Annotated in this window: 18 protein-coding genes; 7 read left to right on the top strand and 11 right to left on the bottom strand. The window is 68.7% G+C overall.

Translation table 11 applies throughout. The annotated features are described in order from the left end of the window. Positions 1-394: 394 nt before the first annotated feature. From A4R44_RS33335 to A4R44_RS33285, 11 genes are all read right to left on the bottom strand, one after another. Entirely contained in the window at positions 395-1,600 is a 1,206-nt protein-coding gene (locus tag A4R44_RS33335) for an MCE family protein (protein ID WP_067589483.1), read from the bottom strand. Then, the gene (locus tag A4R44_RS33330) at positions 1,600-2,652 is read right to left on the bottom strand and encodes an MCE family protein (protein WP_067589480.1); all 1,053 of its coding nucleotides are present in this window, start codon (positions 2,650-2,652) and stop codon (positions 1,600-1,602) included. The genes A4R44_RS33335 and A4R44_RS33330 overlap by 1 nt, the downstream gene beginning before the upstream one ends. After that, the gene (locus tag A4R44_RS33325; protein WP_067589477.1) at positions 2,649-3,647 is read right to left on the bottom strand and encodes an MCE family protein; all 999 of its coding nucleotides are present in this window, start codon (positions 3,645-3,647) and stop codon (positions 2,649-2,651) included. The genes A4R44_RS33330 and A4R44_RS33325 overlap by 4 nt, the downstream gene beginning before the upstream one ends. Next, positions 3,644-4,627 (bottom strand): MCE family protein, encoded by a 984-nt coding sequence (locus A4R44_RS33320; RefSeq protein ID WP_067589538.1) that lies wholly within the window; start codon positions 4,625-4,627, stop codon positions 3,644-3,646. Before A4R44_RS33320 ends, A4R44_RS33325 begins: the two co-directional genes overlap by 4 nt. Beyond that, a complete protein-coding gene (locus A4R44_RS33315) occupies positions 4,624-5,625 on the bottom strand; it encodes an MCE family protein (RefSeq protein WP_067589474.1) in 1,002 nt (333 codons plus the stop codon). The genes A4R44_RS33320 and A4R44_RS33315 overlap by 4 nt, the downstream gene beginning before the upstream one ends. Next, entirely contained in the window at positions 5,622-6,863 is a 1,242-nt protein-coding gene (locus A4R44_RS33310) for an MCE family protein (RefSeq protein ID WP_067589471.1), read from the bottom strand. Before A4R44_RS33310 ends, A4R44_RS33315 begins: the two co-directional genes overlap by 4 nt. Continuing rightward, positions 6,860-7,702, bottom strand: coding sequence for an ABC transporter permease (locus tag A4R44_RS33305; protein WP_067589468.1), 843 nt, complete (start codon positions 7,700-7,702; stop codon positions 6,860-6,862). The genes A4R44_RS33310 and A4R44_RS33305 overlap by 4 nt, the downstream gene beginning before the upstream one ends. Beyond that, positions 7,702-8,475: an ABC transporter permease gene (locus tag A4R44_RS33300; protein WP_037811666.1), complete on the bottom strand. Its 774-nt coding sequence runs from the start codon at positions 8,473-8,475 to the stop codon at positions 7,702-7,704. Before A4R44_RS33300 ends, A4R44_RS33305 begins: the two co-directional genes overlap by 1 nt. A 289-nt stretch (positions 8,476-8,764) precedes the next feature. After that, a complete protein-coding gene (locus A4R44_RS33295) occupies positions 8,765-9,568 on the bottom strand; it encodes an alpha/beta fold hydrolase (RefSeq protein WP_067589465.1) in 804 nt (267 codons plus the stop codon). Then, complete coding sequence (locus A4R44_RS33290) at positions 9,568-10,563, bottom strand: LLM class flavin-dependent oxidoreductase (RefSeq protein ID WP_198545532.1); 996 nt, start codon at positions 10,561-10,563, stop codon at positions 9,568-9,570. The genes A4R44_RS33295 and A4R44_RS33290 overlap by 1 nt, the downstream gene beginning before the upstream one ends. Positions 10,564-10,645: 82 nt before the next feature. Then, entirely contained in the window at positions 10,646-12,769 is a 2,124-nt protein-coding gene (locus A4R44_RS33285; protein WP_067589462.1) for an AAA family ATPase, read from the bottom strand. Positions 12,770-12,894: 125 nt separating this feature from the next. Here A4R44_RS33285 and rsmD point away from each other — a divergent pair, with 125 nt between their 5' ends. The 7 genes from rsmD (at position 12,895) to rnc (ending at position 17,496) form a co-directional block, all read left to right on the top strand. Continuing rightward, positions 12,895-13,461, top strand: a complete 567-nt coding sequence (gene rsmD / locus A4R44_RS33280; RefSeq protein ID WP_198545531.1) for a 16S rRNA (guanine(966)-N(2))-methyltransferase RsmD — start codon at positions 12,895-12,897, stop codon at positions 13,459-13,461. Positions 13,462-13,513: 52 nt separating this feature from the next. Beyond that, a complete protein-coding gene (gene coaD / locus A4R44_RS33275; RefSeq protein WP_067589456.1) occupies positions 13,514-13,996 on the top strand; it encodes a pantetheine-phosphate adenylyltransferase in 483 nt (160 codons plus the stop codon). Positions 13,997-14,137: 141 nt separating this feature from the next. Then, positions 14,138-14,857, top strand: coding sequence for a ribonuclease domain-containing protein (locus A4R44_RS33270; RefSeq protein WP_067589454.1), 720 nt, complete (start codon positions 14,138-14,140; stop codon positions 14,855-14,857). 155 nt (positions 14,858-15,012) lie between these two features. After that, positions 15,013-15,738 carry a DivIVA domain-containing protein gene (locus tag A4R44_RS33265; RefSeq protein WP_067589532.1) on the top strand — a complete coding sequence of 242 codons (726 nt, stop codon included), beginning with the start codon at positions 15,013-15,015 and terminating at the stop codon, positions 15,736-15,738. Positions 15,739-15,866: 128 nt separating this feature from the next. Then, the gene (locus A4R44_RS33260) at positions 15,867-16,484 is read left to right on the top strand and encodes a DUF177 domain-containing protein (protein WP_067589447.1); all 618 of its coding nucleotides are present in this window, start codon (positions 15,867-15,869) and stop codon (positions 16,482-16,484) included. Between the two features lie 74 nt (positions 16,485-16,558). Next, entirely contained in the window at positions 16,559-16,741 is a 183-nt protein-coding gene (rpmF, locus tag A4R44_RS46510) for a 50S ribosomal protein L32 (RefSeq protein WP_009074209.1), read from the top strand. 14 nt (positions 16,742-16,755) lie between these two features. Next, the gene (gene rnc / locus A4R44_RS33255) at positions 16,756-17,496 is read left to right on the top strand and encodes a ribonuclease III (RefSeq protein WP_182892148.1); all 741 of its coding nucleotides are present in this window, start codon (positions 16,756-16,758) and stop codon (positions 17,494-17,496) included. The last annotated feature ends 186 nt before the right edge of the window (positions 17,497-17,682 follow it).

Genomic DNA, 17,682 nt, shown 5'->3' with positions numbered 1-17,682 from the left:
GCCGCACAACTCAACCGCCGCCCCCGCAAAACACTCAACTGGGACACCCCCGCCGAACGCCTCGCTACACTCCTCACCAAAACCAGTTGAACCACCCGCGTTGCAACGACCCCTCGAATCCACCATGTAGCGGGGTTGCTGGCGGGAACCTCGGGGCGGGATGCGGCGGGGTTGCTGGCGGGTACCTCGGGGTGGGATGCAGCGGCCTCGGCGGCGGGAACCTCGGGGCGGGATGTAGCGGGGTCGGTGGCGGGAACCTCGGGGCGGAATGCGGCGGGGTCGCTGGCGGGACGGGAAGCGTCAGGTTCGGTCGCGGAGTCGTCGGCGACGTGTGAAGACGCTGCGTCAGGCAGCGACGCGTTGTCACCGGAGGGAGCTTCGTCCGGTGAGACCGTCAGTTTCCCCGGCGTAGCCACAGCATCTCCTCCAGATTGGTCGACGTCGGAAGTCCGGCAGCCGCCCCGGGGAGGCCGCCTGGTTGGGCGGGCTCCGGGACCCCGGGGTGCGGAGCGTGTTGGGAGCCGCGCACCGAGGAGGGGTCGCCGGCGGGCAGGGTGCAGGCTGCGGAGGTGTTGAACGGGAGCACCGGCAGCTCGGCGCTGCTGCGGATCTTCGTGCTTTCGTACCCTTTCCGGCACGGCGGCGGGTCGAAGAACGTCAAGGCCAGTGACAGCCGCCCGCTGTCGGGGGTGATGGCTGACGACGTCGCGGCTACGGTTTTCGGCAACGTCACCAGCAGTTGCTCCAGGCCGTCGGTTCGGGCGCTGAAGACGTCGGCTGTCGTCAAGAGGTTGGCCATCAGGATGGGCAGGCCGGGGCTGTTGTCGCGCAGCAAGCCCGTCACCTGGGAAGCGGCCGGCGGGGCGGTGGCGATCAGCTGGCGCAGGTCACCGTCCGAGGAGGCCAGCTGAGCGGCGAACAGGTGGGCGTTTCGGCTGAAGTCGCGCCACGCGGTCGAGGACGCGGCTTGCGTTTTCAGGACTGTCGAGCCGTCGTCGATGAGTTTTGTTGTTTGGGGCAGGTGGGCGGAGGCGGAATTGGTGAACGACCTTGCGGTGTCCATCAGCAGTTGCAGGTCTGGCCCGCTGCCTTGCAAAGCGTTGTCCAGTTCGTTGACCACGGTGCGCAGGTCCTCGGTCGGCACCGAGGCGGTCAGCGAGTCCACATCGGAGAGGAAGGTTTGCACGGGGAGCGGCAGGGTGGTGGAGCTGCGCGGGATTACGCTGCCGTCCTCAAGGTAGGGGCCCTGGTCGGTGGCCGGTTGCAGGTCGACGTATTGCTCTCCGACGGCGGAGCGGTTCGCGACGACCGCACGGGCCTTCGATGGGATCTGCGGGGCGGAGCTGTCCAGCAGCAGATCCGCTTCCATGCCGTGTTCGGTCAGGCGCAGCTGGCCGATCCGGCCGACCGCCACGCCTCGGTAGGTGACCTCTCCGTTGGTGAAGATGCCGCCGCCTTCGGAAAGTTCGAGGTGCACGGTGTAGGTTCCGGCACCGAAGAGGCGTGCGATTCCGGCGTATTTCGCGCCGACGAACGAGGTCGCGGCCAGTGCGACGACCACGAAGGCGATGACCTGGATCCGGATCCGTCTGGTGAGCATCAGCGGCCCCCTGAAGGGGGAGGCAGCGTCGGAAGGCCGGGCGGGACGCCTTGGCCCGGCGGAGGCAGCGGGACACCGGCACCGGGAGTGACCGTGGCGTAGACGTTGAGGTAATCGCCCTTGATCGCGTCCAGGACGGGGTCGGTGAAGGGGAACGAGGGCAGGATTTCCAACGCCTTCGGCAGGTTCTGACCCGCATCGGCCAGGCGGCGCAGGATGGGAGCGAGTGCGCGCAGGTCGGCGGCCAGGTCGTCGCGGCTCTTGTTCGTGACCTCGGTGGCCACTGTGGACAGTTGGTCCAGCGATTGCAGCATCGTCACCAGCTGCGGTCGCTGGTCGGTGAGGGTTTTCAACCCTGGGGTCAGGTCGGTGAGGGCGTCGGCGATCTGCTGGTTCCGGTCGGCCAGCGACGCCGACAGGTGGTTGAGGCCGTCCAGCGCGGCGGTGATGTCGCGGCGGTGCGCGTCGAGGTTCGTCATCAGCTGGTTGACCCCGGAGAGGAAGCTGCGGATCTCCTCCTCGTTGCCGTCCATCGCCTTCGTCAGTTCGCGGTTGATCGTTTGCAGCTGACCGATTCCACCGCCGTTGAGCAGCAGTGACAGCGCGCCGAAGATCTCCTCGAACTCCGGGTTGCGGTTGGTTCGCGATACCGGGATGACGGCTTTGTCGCCCAGCTGTCCGGAGGGGGACGCGACCGGCGCTGCCAGTTCCACGAATTTCTCGCCCAGCAGCGACGATTGGCGCAGCCGGGCGACGGCGTTCGCGGGCAGGTGGACGTCGCCGTTGACCGCCAGGACGGTTTCGGCGGTCCAGCCGTCGGCGCCAAGGCGGATCGATTGGACGCGACCGACGGGGACGTCGTCCACCTTGACCGCGGCCTGCGGGACCAGGTCCAGGACGTCGGCGAACTGGACGGTGACCTCGTACGGATGCGCGCCGAGGTCCGCGCCGCCGGGCAGCGGGAGGTCGTAGACGCCCTGGAAGCCGCCGGGTGCGGCGCAGCCGGCCAGCGTGCTCACCGCCAGTGCGAGGAAAAGTCTTCGTGCCTTCATCGGCCGCCTCCCGTCACGGCCGCGTCCGTCGCCGGGAACGGCAGGTAGTCCAGCAGGTCAGCGCGGCCTTGCAGACGTCCGGTTTCCGGATCGATCGCGTTCAGCACGTTCTGCGCGGCCAGCGGCGCGACGTCCAGCGTTTCGGCCAGTGACGCGCGTTGGTCGACCAGCGTCCGCGTCGTCTTGGCCAGTTTGTCCACATTGGACTTGATCGCGGCCCGGTTGTCCCGGATGAAGCCCTGGACGGAAGCCAGCGCGCTGCCGAGCGAGCGCAAGGCGCCGGACAGTTCGCCGCGGTTCGCCGCCAACGTGGCTGACACCTTGGCCAGTTGCTGGTTCACGTCCGCGACTTGGCGGTCGTTCGTGGCGAGCATGGTGGTGAACTTCTGCAGTTCGTCGACGGTTCCGAACAGGTCCTGCGAGTTGCCCGCCAGTGTGCGGGCGAGGCGGGCGAAGTCGCGGACGGAGGTGTTGAACGCCTTGCCGTTGCCGTCCAGGTTCGCCGCGCCGGTGCGGAGGAGATCGGACAGCGCGCCGGTGGAGTTCGCGCCGTTCGGGCCGAGCGCTTTGCTCAGCGTGTCGAGGCTCGAATATAGCTGGTCCAGCTCCACCGGTGTGCCCGTGCGATCGGCGCCGATCACCGCGCCGTCGGCCAACCGCGGGCCGCCGCGGGCGAGTGTGCCCAGTTGGACGTAGCGGTCGGCGACCACGCTCGGGGCGATGACCAGCGCGGTGGTGTCGGCGGCGACGGGAATGTGCGGATCTACCGATAAGTCGACCCGAACCTGGCTGCCCTGCGGAAGGACCGCGGTGACCTCGCCGACCTTCACTCCGAGCACCCGGACGTCGGATCCGCTGTAGACGCCGACGGCTCGCGGAAAGTACGCCGTGACGCGGTATCGGCCGGAGCCGGAGAACACCCACCACAGGACGCCGCAGATCACCAAGGCCATCACCAGCAGGAAGACGACGAAACGGGATGCGCGCGTGGTCATTTCGCGCCTCCCTTCGGCGGGGTGCACGGATCGCGGTTCTCCGGGAGAAGGCCGCACAGGTAGCTGTCGATCCAGCGGCCGTTGCCCGCGGTGTTGTTCAGCACGCGGAAGTACGGTCCGGCGAGTTTGAGGCTTTGCGCGAGGTTTTCGTCCTGCCGTTGGAGGAGGTCGGTCACGCGGTTGAGCTGCTGCAACGCCGGAGCGAGCTGCGCGGTGTTGTCCGAAACGAGCCCGGACAGCTGCTTGGCGAGCTGCTGGGTTCCGACGAGCAGCTGGTGGATCGCGTCGCGGCGGTGGTCCAGTTCGGTGAGCAGCAGGTCGCCGTCCTTGACGAGTTTCTCGAAGTCGTCGTTCGAGTTGGCGATCGTGGTGGTCAGCTTGCGTGCGTTGGCCAGCAGTTCGGCGATCTCGTTGTCGCGCGAGGAGACCGTTTTCGACAGTGCGCTGAGCCCGTCCAGTGCGGTGCGGACGTGCTGCGGCGAGTTGCGGAAGGTGTCGCTGATCGTGGAGAAGCTGGTCGCGAGCTGCTTCGTGTCGATCGCGCCCGCGGTGTCGGCGAGGCCGTTGAACGCGTCGGTCACGTCGTACGGGGTCACCGTGCGGTCGCGCGGGATCGGCCGGTCCGGGTTCTGCTCCGCCCGCCCGGCCGGGTCGAGGGCCAGGAACTTGCGGCCCAGCAACGTTTTGATCTTGATCTGCGCCGACGTCCGGTCGCCGATCCAGGCGTTCTTGACCCGGAAGCTGACCAGCACGTGATCGTCGTCCAGGTCCACTTGGGACACTTCGCCGACCTTGATCCCGGCGATCCGCACCTCGTCGTCCGCCTGCAGCCCGGCGGCCTCGGTGAACTCGGCCTGGTAGGTGGTACCGCCGAGGAAGGGCAGGCGGTTGTAGTTCAGCGTGCCGGTGAGCACCGCGGCCAGCGCGACGCTGCCGACGATCCCCAGCACGAGCGGATTGCGCTCCCGGAACGACTTCACGCGCCACACCTCGCCGCGGTCTCCGCCACGCCGCGCGGCGGAGACGTCTCCAGGACGGCTTCGCACAGGTAGAAGTTCATCCACGAGCCGTACGACCCGAGCGTGCCGATGCCGTTCATCTTCTTGGGCAGCGTGGTCAGTGCCTTGTCCACGTCGGCCTCCCCCTTGTTCAGGTTCCGGGTCAGCGCGTCGAGACCGGAGATGCTGTCCTTCAGCCCTGGCCGGATCTCGGTGAGCAGCCCGCTCGTGGACTGCGTCAGCTCGGCCAGGCCGGACACCGCGTCGCCGATCGCCGTGCGGTCCCCGGCGAGCCCGGACACGAGCTGACGCAGGGTCGACACCAGCGTCGCGAGCGAATCTCCCTTGCCGTTCACGGTTTTCAGCACCGAGTTCAGATTGCCGATCACCTCGCCGATGACCTGGTCGCGGCTGGCGAGCGTGCTGGTGAGCGATCCGGTGTGCTGGAGCAGTTCGGTCACCGTGCCGCCTTCTCCTTGCAGCACTTGGACGATCTCGCCGGACAGGTCGTTGACGTCCTGGGGCGAGAGCGCCTGGAAGAGCGGTTTGAATCCGTTGAACAGGTCGGTCAGGTCGAGCGCCGGAGTCGTGCGGTCCAGTGGGATTTCGCCGCCGGACGGCAGCACCCCGGCAGCGTTGCGAGGGCGTTCCAGTGCGAGATAGCGCTGGCCGACCATGTTGCGGTACTTGATCACCGCGGTCACGTTGGCGGGTACCGTGCGGCCGTTCTCCAGCGAGAAGCTGACATGCGCGCGGTTCTGGCCGACGACGTCGAGGCCTTCGATCTGCCCGACCTTCACCCCGGAAATCCGCACGTCATCGCCGACGTTCACCGCGGTGGCGTCGACGAACGTGGCCCCGTACCGCTGGCTTCCGCCGACCGAGCCGCCGGTGATCGACAAGGCGAGAACGACTGTCGCGAGGACGGTGACCAGGATGAAGATCAGGCTTTTGACCAGGGGATCGGCAAGGTTTCTCACTTCGCCGTCACCTCCGTTCCGCGGTACAGCGGGCCGACGAGCACGCTGCTCCACATCGGCACGTCAGCGGTCGAAACGCCCAGCGAAGGCGCGAGCAGCGGGGCCAGGAACTGCTGCTCCTGCGGGGAATTCGCGATGCCGAGGTCGCCGGTCGACGGCACGCTCGCCGGAGTGCCCGCGGCCGGTGTCACCCCGCTTGGGTAGCAGCGCGGGCCGGTTTTCCCGGTGTAGGCCGGATCGTCCTTGCCCGGGACGTACTTCCCGCGCGACGTGGACACGGTGACCTCGACGTGCAGCCCGGGTTCCTTCGTTCCCGCGCCGAGGACCTTGTCCATCGACGGTTTTAAGTCGGTGAGCGCCTGTAGAGTGCAAGGGAAGCTGGGGGAGTACTTAGCGCCGATTTCGAGCGGACGGCGGCTGTCCGCGGACAACGCGATGATGTTGTGCCGGTTCTGCCGCAGGAACGTCGTCAGGTCCCGCGACGACGTGGTGACCTGCTGATAGAGCGAGCCGAGGTCGGTTCGCTTGGCGTTGATCGTGCCGAGGGTGACCGACGAATCGGTGAGCGCGTCGAGCAGATCGGGTGCGATGTCGCCGTACATCTGGGTGACGGTGGCGAGGTCGCGCACGTTTTGGTCCAGCTGCGGCAGGTTCGGGTTGAACCGCCGCAGGTAGTCCGAGGCGGTCGCCAGCGTCTGGCCCAGCTGTGCGCCGCGGCCTTGCAGTGCCGTGGAAACCGCGGTCAGCGTGGTGGACAGCTTCTGCGGCTGCACGGCCTTCAGCACCGGGAGCAGGTTGTCGAAGACGCGCTCCAGCTCGATCGCGTTCGCCGACCGGTCCTGCGAGATCACGTCTCCGGCCCGCAAGGGGCGCTTCCGGCCAGTGTCCGGAATGGACAGCTGGACGTACCGTTCGCCGAACAGGGTCTTGGGCACCAGCAACGCGGACACGTTGACCGGCAGCCATTTCACCTGCTCCGGCTCCAGCGCCAGCGAGATCTCCGCGCCGCCGCGGATCGCGCGCACGCCCCGGATCTCGCCGACCACGACGCCGCGCGCCTTCACCTGCCCACCCGCGCGCAGCTGGTTGCCAACTCGGTCGGCCTGCAGCGTCACCGGGACCGTGGTGATGAAGTCCTTGTTGTAGATCTTCACCGTGAGCAGCACGAACGCCGACAGCGCCGCCAGGAACAGCACCCCGGCGGTGCGGACTCCGGTCTTGTGCCAGCGCCGCTTCATCCGGCCACCTGCACGGTCGTGGTGGCACCCCAGATCGCGAGGCTGAGGAAGAAGTCCAGCACGCTGATCGCGACGATCGCCGTCCGCACCGCCCGGCCCACCGCGACACCGACACCAGCCGGTCCGCCGCTCGCGCGGAAGCCGTAGTAGCAATGCGCGAGCACCACGACGACGCTGAAGATCAGCACCTTCCCGAACGACCACAGCACGTCGCCAGGCGGCAGGAACAGCAGGAAGTAATGGTCGTAGGTGCCGGCCGATTGCCCGAAGCCCCACACCGTGACCTGCCGCGACGCGAGATACGACGACAACAGGCCCACGGCGTACAGCGGGATCACCGCGATGAACCCGGCGATCACCCGCGTGGTCACCAGATACGGCACGCTCGGGATGCCCATCACCTCGAGCGCGTCGATCTCCTCCGAGATCCGCATCGCGCCCAGTTGCGCGGTGAACCCGCAGCCGACCGTCGCCGACAATGCCAGCCCGGCCACGAGCGGCGCGATCTCACGCGTGTTGAAGTACGCGGAAATGAACCCGGCGAACGCCGACGTCCCCACCTGGTTCAGCGCCGAATACCCTTGCAGCCCCACGACAGTCCCGGTCGCGACCGTCATCCCGACCATCACGCCGATGGTCCCGCCGATCACCGCCAGCGCGCCGCTGCCGAAGCTCACCTCGGCCAGCAGGCGGACGATCTCGCGCAGGTACCGGCGTACGGCGCGCGGCACCCAGCCGAGCGCGCGCAGGAAGAACAGGATCTGGTCGCCGAGAGTGTCGAGGAAGCCCAGCCTGCGGTCGACGGCCTCAAGCACGCGCGTCGGAGTCGGGGTGGCCATCAGCTTCCCTTCGGCGGCACGAGCTGGAGGTAGACCGTGGTGAGGACCAGGTTCAGCACGAACAGCAGCAGGAACGTGATCACGACGGACTGGTTCACCGCGTCGCCGACGCCCTTCGGCCCGCCGCGCGGGTTCAGGCCGCGATACGACGCGACGACCGCGGCGACGAATCCGAACAGCAATGCCTTGATCTCGCTGATCCACAGGTCCGGCAGCTGCGCCAGCGCGGAGAAACTCGCCAGGTACGCACCCGGGGTGCCGCCCTGCATGATCACGTTGAAGAAGTAGCCGCCGAGGACGCCGACCACGCTGACCATGCCGTTGAGGAACACCGCCACGCCCATCGCGGCCAGCACCCGCGGCACGATCAGCCGCTGGATCGGCGAAACCCCCAGCACCTCCATCGCGTCGATCTCCTCGCGGATGGTGCGCGAACCGAGATCGGCGCACATCGCGCTGCCGCCCGCGCCCGCGATCAGCAGCGCGGTCACGATCGGGCTGGCCTGCTGGATGATCGCGAGCACGCTCGCCGCGCCGGTGAACGACTGCGCGCCGATCTGCGTGGTCAGCGACCCGATGTGCAGCGCGATCACCGCGCCGAACGGGATCGAGACCAGCGCGGTGGGCAGGATCGACACGCTCGCGATGAACCAGAACTGCTGCACGAGTTCACGGAACTGGAACGGACGGCGGAACGTCAGCCGGACGACGTCGAGCCCCAGCGCGTAAAGCCGGCCGGTCTGGTGCAGCGCCGCGGCGCCGGGAAACGCCATCGCCCGACCTCCCAGCAATTTCCGGGCACGGCGGAATGCCCGCCGAACGTCCGTTCCGGTGCTGGTCCGAATGGTGGATCGGGCCGGTCCGGAAAAGTCGGCGGGGTTACCGTGCGGTTTCGTTACTGGTCAGTACGCTAACGAGGGCCCTGCCCGCAGACAAGAACTTGCCCCGTACCGCGGGGTCACGGCGTCGTAACCGCCGAATTCTTGTACGGTTGTGACAACTGCCGGGAATGCGGTTGTCAGTGCCGGAAAATAAATACCGGTGCGGCGGTTTCCGGATATTTCAGCGGGCGAGCCAGCGGTGCAGCGAAGCGGTCAGCGCCTCGGGCGCGTCCAGGTGGATGAGATGCCCGGCCGAACGGACCAATTCCAGTCCGGCGCCCGGGATCGTCCCGGCGAGCCGGTGTGCGCGGTCGACCGGGATCCAGGTGTCCTCGGTGCCCCACACCACGAGCGTGGGCACGCTGACGTCGCGGTAGCGCGGCTCGATTTCGTCGGTGTACCGCTGATCGGCCTGTGCGATCTGCCGGTAAAAGGCGGCCTGCCCCGCCGGACCGAGCCAAGGCGCGACGAGCATGTCGTGTGCTTCGGCGGACAACGGACGGTGGGCGGCACCGGCTATGTACTCCCGCACCAGCGCCTCGTGCAGATTCGGCGGCAGTTGCGCGAACACCCCCGCGTTCTCCGCCACCAGGCGGAAGAACTCCGAACCCCACGGGGCCAGCGCGACGACGTCCACCAGCGCCAGCGACCGGTAAGCCGCGCCGTGCAACAGAAACGCGCGCAGGCTGACCGCGCCGCCGTAGTCGTGTGCCACCACGTCCGGCTCGTCGAGGCCCCAGTGGTCCAGCAGCGCGGCGAACGTCTCGCCCTGCGCGGCCAGCGAGACGTCCTGTCCCTCGGCCATGGTGGAACTGCCGTAGCCCGGCATGTCCCACAGGTACACGGTGAAGTCCGGCGCGAATGTCGACGCGATCGGCTCCCACAGCTTCGACGACCACGGCGTCCCGTGGCAGAACACCAGCGGCGGCCCCGAACCCTGCCGGGACCACCGCACCTGCTGCCCGTGCCAGTCGAAGACCTCCATCAGCGCTTCAGGTCCGCGACGATCTCGTACGAACGCACGCGGTCCTCATGGCCGTGCACCATCGTGGTGATCATCAGCTCGTTCGCGTCGGTGTCGGCCAGCAGCTGGTCCAGTCCCTTCCGGACACTCTCCGGCCCGCCGACGATGCTCGACCCGAACCGCTCGGCGAGGAACGCGCGGTCCATTTCGGTGTACGGGTACTCGGCGGCGTCCTCCGGCGTCGGCAGCGCGATCGGACGACCGCGGCGCAGGCTGAGGAAGGCCAGCCCGCTCGGCCCGGCCAGGTACTCCGCGCGCTCGTCGGTCTCGGCGGCGATCACCTGCACACCCAGCATCACGTAGGGCTCGGAAAGCACCTCGGACGGACGGAAGTTCTCGCGGTACAGCCGTACCGCCGGAATCGTGTTCTCGGCGGCGAAGTGGTGCGCGAAGGAGAACGGCAGCCCGAGCCGTCCGGCCAGCTGCGCGCTGAAGCCGGAAGAGCCGAGCAGCCACACCGGCGGCTTGTTGCCCTCGGCGGTGACCGCGTTGACGCCGCGCGCCGCGTCCGGCTCGAAGTAGCTGATGAGCTCCATCAGGTGCTCGGGGAAGTTCTCCGCGGACAGCCCGCCCGGCCCGCGCAGCGCGAGCGCGGTGCGCTGGTCGGTGCCCGGCGCGCGGCCGATGCCCAGGTCGATCCGGCCCGGGTGGAACGCCTCCAGCGTGCCGAACTGCTCAGCCACCACGAGCGGCGCGTGGTTCGGCAGCATGATCCCGCCGGACCCGACGCGGATGCTCTCGGTGGCGTCCGCGACCTGCCCGATCAGCACCGCTGTGGCCGAGCTGGCGATGCCCGGCATGTTGTGGTGCTCGGCGAGCCAGTACCGGTGATAGCCCAGCCGCTCGGCGTTGCGGGCGAGATCGAGCGTGTTGCGCAGCGCCTCGCCGACCCCCTTCCCTTCGGAAACGGGGGACAGGTCGAGCACGGACAGCGGCACGTCAGGCAGGGAGGTCACAGAGGGAGTAACGCGCGAGGCGGGCGTTCCCTTCCCGTCGCGCCTCGTGAGTGGCGATCACGGTGCTGACCGTGATCGCCACTCACGAGTCCGGCAGCCAGACCGGGTTGGACGCCAGCACGATCAGCTGCTGCGTCGCCCGGGTGAGCGCGACATACAGCACGCGCCGCCCAGTCGAGGACTCGGTGACCAGGTCCATCGGCTCGACCAGCACGACCGCGTCGTACTCAAGGCCCTTCGAATCGAGGCTGCCGACGACCTTGAGCCGCTCGTCGGCCTGCCCGGCGAGCCAGCCTTCGACCTCTTCTACGCGGTCCATGGCGGTGATCACCCCGATCGTGCCCTCGACCGCGCCGAGCAGTTCCTTCGCCGCGCTCTGCGTCGCCGTCGCCAGCGCCGCCTGGTCGACCGGCCGGACCTCCGGCTCGATTCCGGTGGTGCGCACGGCCTTGGGCAGTTCGTCGGCCTTCGCATGGCCCGCCACAACCTTCGCCGCCAGGTCGAAGATCTCCGCCGAGTTCCGGTAGTTCGTGCGGAGCGTGAAGCGCCGTCGCGTGGTCTTCACACCGAACGCCTGGTCGCGCGCCTGCGCCGCCTCGCCAGGATCCGGCCACGAACTCTGCACCGGGTCGCCCACGACGGTCCAGCTCGCGTACTTGCCGCGACGGCCGATCATCCGCCACTGCATCGGCGAAAGGTCCTGTGATTCGTCGACGACCACGTGCGAGTACTCGTCGTAGTGCTCCGGACGGTGCGGCGCGCCTCCGGAACTGCCGCGCTCCGGGGCCACCTCGACCACGGTCTGGCGACGGCGGCGCTTCGGCTCCGGCCCGACCAGCACGCGCAACTCGTCCAGCAACGCGACGTCGGCGACCGACCAGCCGCGCGAACGGTCCGCGAAATCAGCCGAGAGCAGGCTGATCTCGTTGCGGTTCAGAATGCCCTTCGCCGCCGCGGCCATCCGCTTCTCGGCACCGAGCCACTTAAGCACCTGCGCCGGGTACAGCACCGGCCACCACACCACGAGGAAGCGGTGGAAGTCGATGCGCTCGCCGAGATCATTGATCAGCTCCGCGCGGTCGATCTCCTTGCCGTCCGCCTTCGCGTACTCCTCGGCCTTGTCCGCCAACGCGGCCAGCAGCAGCTCTGCCACGCGTACGCGCGACCGGTTCGGCGGCGCGCCCTGCGTGTGCGCCTTGCGCCGTACCTTGTCCAACTCGCGCGCAGTGAGCTTCAGTACTTCGCCGCGATAGACGATCTTCAGCTCCGCCGGCGCTTCGGGAGGAGTTTCGCGCAACGCGCGCAGAAGCACCTTTCGCATCCGAAGCGAACCCTTGATCGCGGCCAGCGCGGCTGTGTCCTGTCGCGTCGCTTCGAGACCGTCGAGGACTTCGCCGAGCGCGCGCAGCTCTACGTTCGTTTCGCCCATCGACGGCAACACGCGCGAGATGTACGTGGTGAAGACGCCCGAAGGGCCGATCACGAGAACGCCCGCGCCGCCGAGCTGACGACGGTGCCGGTACAACAGGTACGCGGCACGGTGCAGCGCGACGGCCGTCTTGCCGGTGCCCGGACCGCCGGTGATCTCGGTGACCCCGCGCCACGGCGCGCGGATGACCTCGTCCTGTTCCTTCTGGATCGTGGCCACGATGTCGCGCATCTTCTCGCCGCGCGAGCGGCCGAGCGCGGCCATCAGCGCGCCCTCTCCGACGATCTGCATGTCCTCGGGCACGGCGTCGGCGATCAGCACGTCGTCGTCCACGTCCAGCACTGTCTGCCCGGAGCAGCGGATCACCCGGCGACGCACGACGTCCATCGGCTCTTCGGCGGTCGCTTGGTAGAACGCGGCGGCCGCGGGCGCGCGCCAGTCGGTGACCAGGTTGTCGAACTCGGTGTCGCGGATGCCGAGGCGGCCCACGTAGATGTGCTCGCGGTCGAGGTGGTCGAGCCTGCCGAAGACCAGGCCTTCGTACTCGGCGTCGAGCGTCTGCAGGGTCTGGTTCGCGTGGTAGACCATCATGTCGCGCTCGAACAGCATCGACGCCTGCTCGAAGATCGCTTCGCGCTGTGCGCCCTGGCCCAGTTCGTAGCCCTTGGCCCGCATCGCCTCGGCCTGGGTCCGCAGCTCGGCGAGCCGCGTGTAGACCCGGTCGACGTGTGCCTGCTCGACGGCGATCTCAGCCCGTCTCACCCGGGGTTCCGACACGCAACGCTCCCTTGAACTCCATCAACGCGCCTCTGGAGGGCGAAGAACGACTCTACGCGCCCGCGCGCGCGGGTTCGGCAAGTCCTGCCCAACGCCACATCGCGACCTTGGGCGAAGATGGCCGGGTGACGAGGATCGTGGCGGGGAAGGCGGGCGGACGGCGGCTGAAGGTGCCGCCCAAAGGCACCCGCCCGACGTCGGAGCGGGTGCGGGAAGCACTCTTCAACGCCCTCGAAGTGGCCGGTGAGCTGGACGGAGCCCGTGTGCTCGACCTCTACGCCGGCTCGGGCGCGCTCGGCCTCGAAGCGCTTTCGCGCGGTGCCGCGGACGCGTGGTTCGTGGAGGCCGACCGCCGGGCGGCAGACGTGCTTCGCGGCAACGTCGCGGAGTTGCGGCTAGGCGGCACGGTGCGCGCTGGCCAAGTAGAGACAGTGGTCGCTGCGCCTGCGACGGTGCAGTTCGACGTGGTGCTCGCAGATCCGCCGTACGTGGTCGATGCTGCTTCGCTGGGCGCAGTGCTCGCTTCGCTACACAGCGGTGGCTGGCTCACCGAAGGCGCGTTGACAGTGATCGAACGGGCTGCGCGCGACGGTGCTCCGGACTGGCCGTCGACGTTCAAGCCGCTTCGCGACAAGCGCTACGGCGATACGGCGCTGTACTGGGCTGAGTACGACAGCTCATCTGAGGTGTGACGCAGTCGTCACGAGAGCGCGCGTGGCGGCGCGGCTTGATAGCGTCCGCGCCATGCGGCGTGCGGTCTGTCCCGGTTCTTACGATCCGGCCACCAACGGACATCTCGACATCATCGAGCGGGCTTCGGCGCTCTTCGACGAGGTTGTCGTCGCGGTGGGGGTGAACAAGAGCAAGAAGGGCCTCTTCAGCGTCGAGGAACGCATGGAGATCCTGCGCGAGATCACCGCGAAACTGCCGAACGTGCGCGTCGATTCGTGGCAGGGCCTGCTCGTGGACTACTGCCGCGACAACGACATCGCCGCGGTCGCGAAGGGCCTACGCTCGGTCAGCGACTTCGACTACGAGCTGCAGATGGCGCAGATGAACCGCGAGCTCACCGGCCTCGAAACGCTGCTGATGGCCAACAACCCGGCGTACGGCTTCGTGTCCAGCTCGCTGGTCAAGGAGATCGCGGCGCTCGGCGGCGACATCGAGAACCTGGTGCCGCCGGTGGTGTACGAACGCCTCGTCGCGGTCTACGCCAAGCGGGACTGAGCACCGCGTCCGGCCGAAAGGCCAGCCCAGCGGCCGATTTAGCCTGAACGGATTACTGCCTTCGTCGGGATTTCGGCCGCGGCCCGAAGCTGTTCACCTCGCGTCATTCTTCAGACCACCCGACCGGGTTACCGTCCGAAAATGACCAACAACCGCAGCCGCATAGTCGGTGTCCTTTTCGCACTGCTGGTCGGTTTCCTGGGGTTCGGCACCGCCGCGGCGGCCGTGCCGCTGTCCCCGGCGGCTCCGGCGTCCGTGCAGCCGAAGCAGAACTCCTGTGGGGATCTGTCCGGTTTCACGCACGTCAAGCTGTCCGCGCTGCCCGCGCAGGCGACTGACACCTACAAGCTCATCCAGACGAACGGACCGTTCCCGTACCCGAAGAACGACGGCGTCGTCTTCACCAACCGCGAGGGGATCCTGCCCTCCTGCGCGTCGAGCTACTACCACGAGTACACCGTGCCCACGCCCGGTTCGAGCAACCGCGGCACCCGCCGGATCGTGACCGGCCAGGACGGCGAGTACTTCTACACCGGCGACCACTACAAGTCGTTCCAGGTCATCGACATCGACGGCGGCACCACCCCGACGAAGTGCGGCGACCTCTCGAAGCTGAGCCCGGTCGGCTACTCGACGCTGTCCGCCGACGCCAGGCAGGTCGTCGACGGCGTGCGCCAGGGCACCCTCGACGACGGCACGACCTACGAGAACCGCGAGGGCGTCCTGCCCGCGTGCGACGCCGGCTACTACACGCTGTACGACGTCGGCTCGGAAGACCGCGTGATCTCCGGCAAGGGCGGCGAGCTCGTGTACACGCCGGACCACTACGCCACCTTCCAGAAGATCGATCTCAACGGCTGATGCCAGTGCGCGAGGGGCGGCCCCACCGGCGGGTGAGGCCGCTCCTTCCGCGCGGGGGCCAGGACACGCCCGGTCGGGTGCTCGTTCACCGGTTCAGGCTGCGAAGCGGGCAGACTGGAAGCCAGTGATCGGGGAAACTGCTTGAGGGAGTGGCCGTGTACCGGGTTTTCGAGGCACTCGACGAGCTCGTCACGATCGTCGAAGAGGCCCGTGGGGTTCCCATGACGTCCAGCTGCGTGGTGCCCCGCGGCGACGTCCTCGAGCTGCTCGACGACGTCCGCGACGCGCTTCCCGGCGAAGTGGACGACGCGCAGGACGTGCTCGACAAGCGCGACGACCTGCTGCTCGCCGCGCGCAAGGAGGCGGGGGAGACCGTCTCGGGCGCGAACGAGGAAGCCGAGCGGACCGTGTCGGACGCCACGTCCGAGGCCGAGCGCATCCTCGCCGACGCGCGCGCCCGCGCGGAACAGATGCTGGGCGACGCGCACAACGAGGCCGAGCGCATGGTCGCGGGCGGGCAGGCCGAGTACCAGAACCTCACCGAACGGTCCCGCGCCGAATCCGAGCGGATGGTCCAGGCCGGCCGCGACGCCTACGACCGCGCGATCGAGGACGCCCGCGCCGAACAGGCCCGGCTCGTCTCGCAGACCGAGGTCGTGCAGGCCGCGCACGCCGAATCCGCGCGCATCGTCGACGAGGCGCACGCCGAAGCCGACCGCCAGCGCGCCGACTGCGACGCGTACGTGGACGGCAAACTGGCCGAGTTCTCCGAGCTGCTGGCCACCACGCTGCGCACCGTCGATTCGGGCCGCAACCACCTGCGCTCGCCCTCGACCGGCCACGGCGGCGGCCGCTCGACGCTGTACGACTACCAGGTTTGAGACCTTGTGAGGCAGGCTTCGGGCGGCGGGGGTCTCGTGAGTGCTGATCCCGGTGAGAACCGGGATCAGCACTCACGAGACCTGGCCTCCTCTAACGAGGTTGCGGGGGCTGCGTACGCTGGTAGGCGATGTCCGAAAACCCTGCCCAGAACCCCCGCCCCGCGCAGCTCGACGACCGCAGCCCGTGGGTCGTCGACACCCGTGAACTCGGCCGCCGCGCGGGACTCAGCCGGGAGCTGCGCCGCAGCGCGCCCGTGCCGGTCTCGCTCGGCGTCCCCGGCGTGCTCGAAATCCGCGAAGGCGAGCCGGTCGAGCTCGACCTGATGCTCGAATCCGTCGTCGAGGGCGTCCTCGTCACCGGCACCGCCGCGGCCGTGGCGACCGGCGAGTGCTCGCGCTGCCTCGACCCGGTCACCGAGAACGTCGAGGCCGACCTCACCGAGCTGTTCGCCTATCCGGGCTCGGCCACCGAGGAGACCACCGACGAGGACGAGATCCCTCGCCTGGTCGACGACCGGATCGACCTCGAGCCGACCGTCCGCGACGCCGTGGTGCTGGCGCTTCCGCTCGCCCCGCTGTGCCGCGAGGACTGCCCGGGACTGTGCATCGAATGCGGCGTCAAGTGGGCCGATCTCGAGCCCGGACACGGGCATGAGAAGATAGACCCTCGGTGGGCCGCGCTGGTCGAGCGATTCGACGAGAACGCGGGCGAAAAGCCTGCGCACGGCTCCGGAGAGCAAGCCTGACGAGCGTCCAGCTCGATCCGGGAGAAGTAAGTTCGCTCGCATCCGCGAGCAGACCGTTTGAAGGAGATCTACTCGTGGCCGTCCCGAAGCGGAAGATGTCGCGATCCAACACGCGCTCCCGCCGCAGCCAGTGGAAGGCGGCTCCGGTTCAGCTGGTGCCTTGCTCCAACCGCGCCTGCCGCCAGCCGAAAATCCAGCACGTCGCTTGCCCGGCTTGCGGCCAGCACAACGGCCGCCAGGTCGTCGAGCCCGCCTGAGCGGGCAGCCGACCATGGGGGGTAAGCCCGTCGGAGGACCCGCGGCCGATCCCGCATCGTTGCTCGAGGCGCTCGGGGTCGTTCTCGACCCCGAGCTGCTCCGTCTTTCGCTCACCCACCGCTCGTACGCGTACGAGCACGGCGGCCTGCCGCCGAACGAGCGACTGGAGTTCCTCGGAGACGCGGTGCTCGGCCTCGTCGTCACCGACCACCTCTACACCACCCACCCCGACCTGCCCGAGGGGCAGCTCGCGAAGCTGCGCGCCAGCGTCGTCAACATGCACGCGCTGGCCGGCGTCGCGCGCGGGCTCGGCGAGGGCGGGCTCGGGGCGCATCTGCTGCTGGGCAAGGGCGAAGAGCTCACCGGCGGCCGCGACAAGGCGAGCATCCTCGCCGACGGTCTCGAAGCCGTCATCGGCGCCACGTACCTCGCGCACGGCATCGAGGTCGCGCGCAAGCTCGTGCACCACCTCTTCGACGGGTTGCTGGCCGAGGCTCCGCTGCGCGGGGCAGGCCTCGACTGGAAGACCAGTCTGCAGGAGCTGACCGCCTCCGGGGGACTCGGCGTGCCCGAGTACCGCGTCGAGGACAGCGGTCCCGACCACCGCAAGGAATTCACCGCCACCGTGCTGGTGGCGGGCCGCGCGCTGGGCGAAGGCAACGGCACCACGAAGAAGGAAGCCGAGCAGAAGGCCGCGGAGACCGCCTGGCGGGCCCTGTCGGAGGAACTCGGCACGGGCGACGACGCGAGCTGACGCGTTTTCTCTTCCCGGGGCTGGTCGGCGAGGTTCGCTGACCAGCCCCGTTTTCGTGCGGCGGGACCGGTGCCGGTTTCGGCTGTGCCCGCTCGGGCCGCGCCGCCCCGGCCCAGTTTTTCGATGCCGGAGAACTGGTCCCCGCGGTGTGCAAGCTCTCGGGTCCTCGTCGTGGTTCCGCAGCGG

The organism is Amycolatopsis sp. M39, from assembly GCF_001651785.1.
Classification (GTDB): Bacteria; Actinomycetota; Actinomycetes; order Mycobacteriales; family Pseudonocardiaceae; genus Amycolatopsis; species Amycolatopsis rubida.
The sequence above is the reverse complement of the archived record's forward strand: the minus strand, read 5'-3'. Positions and strand labels throughout refer to the sequence as shown.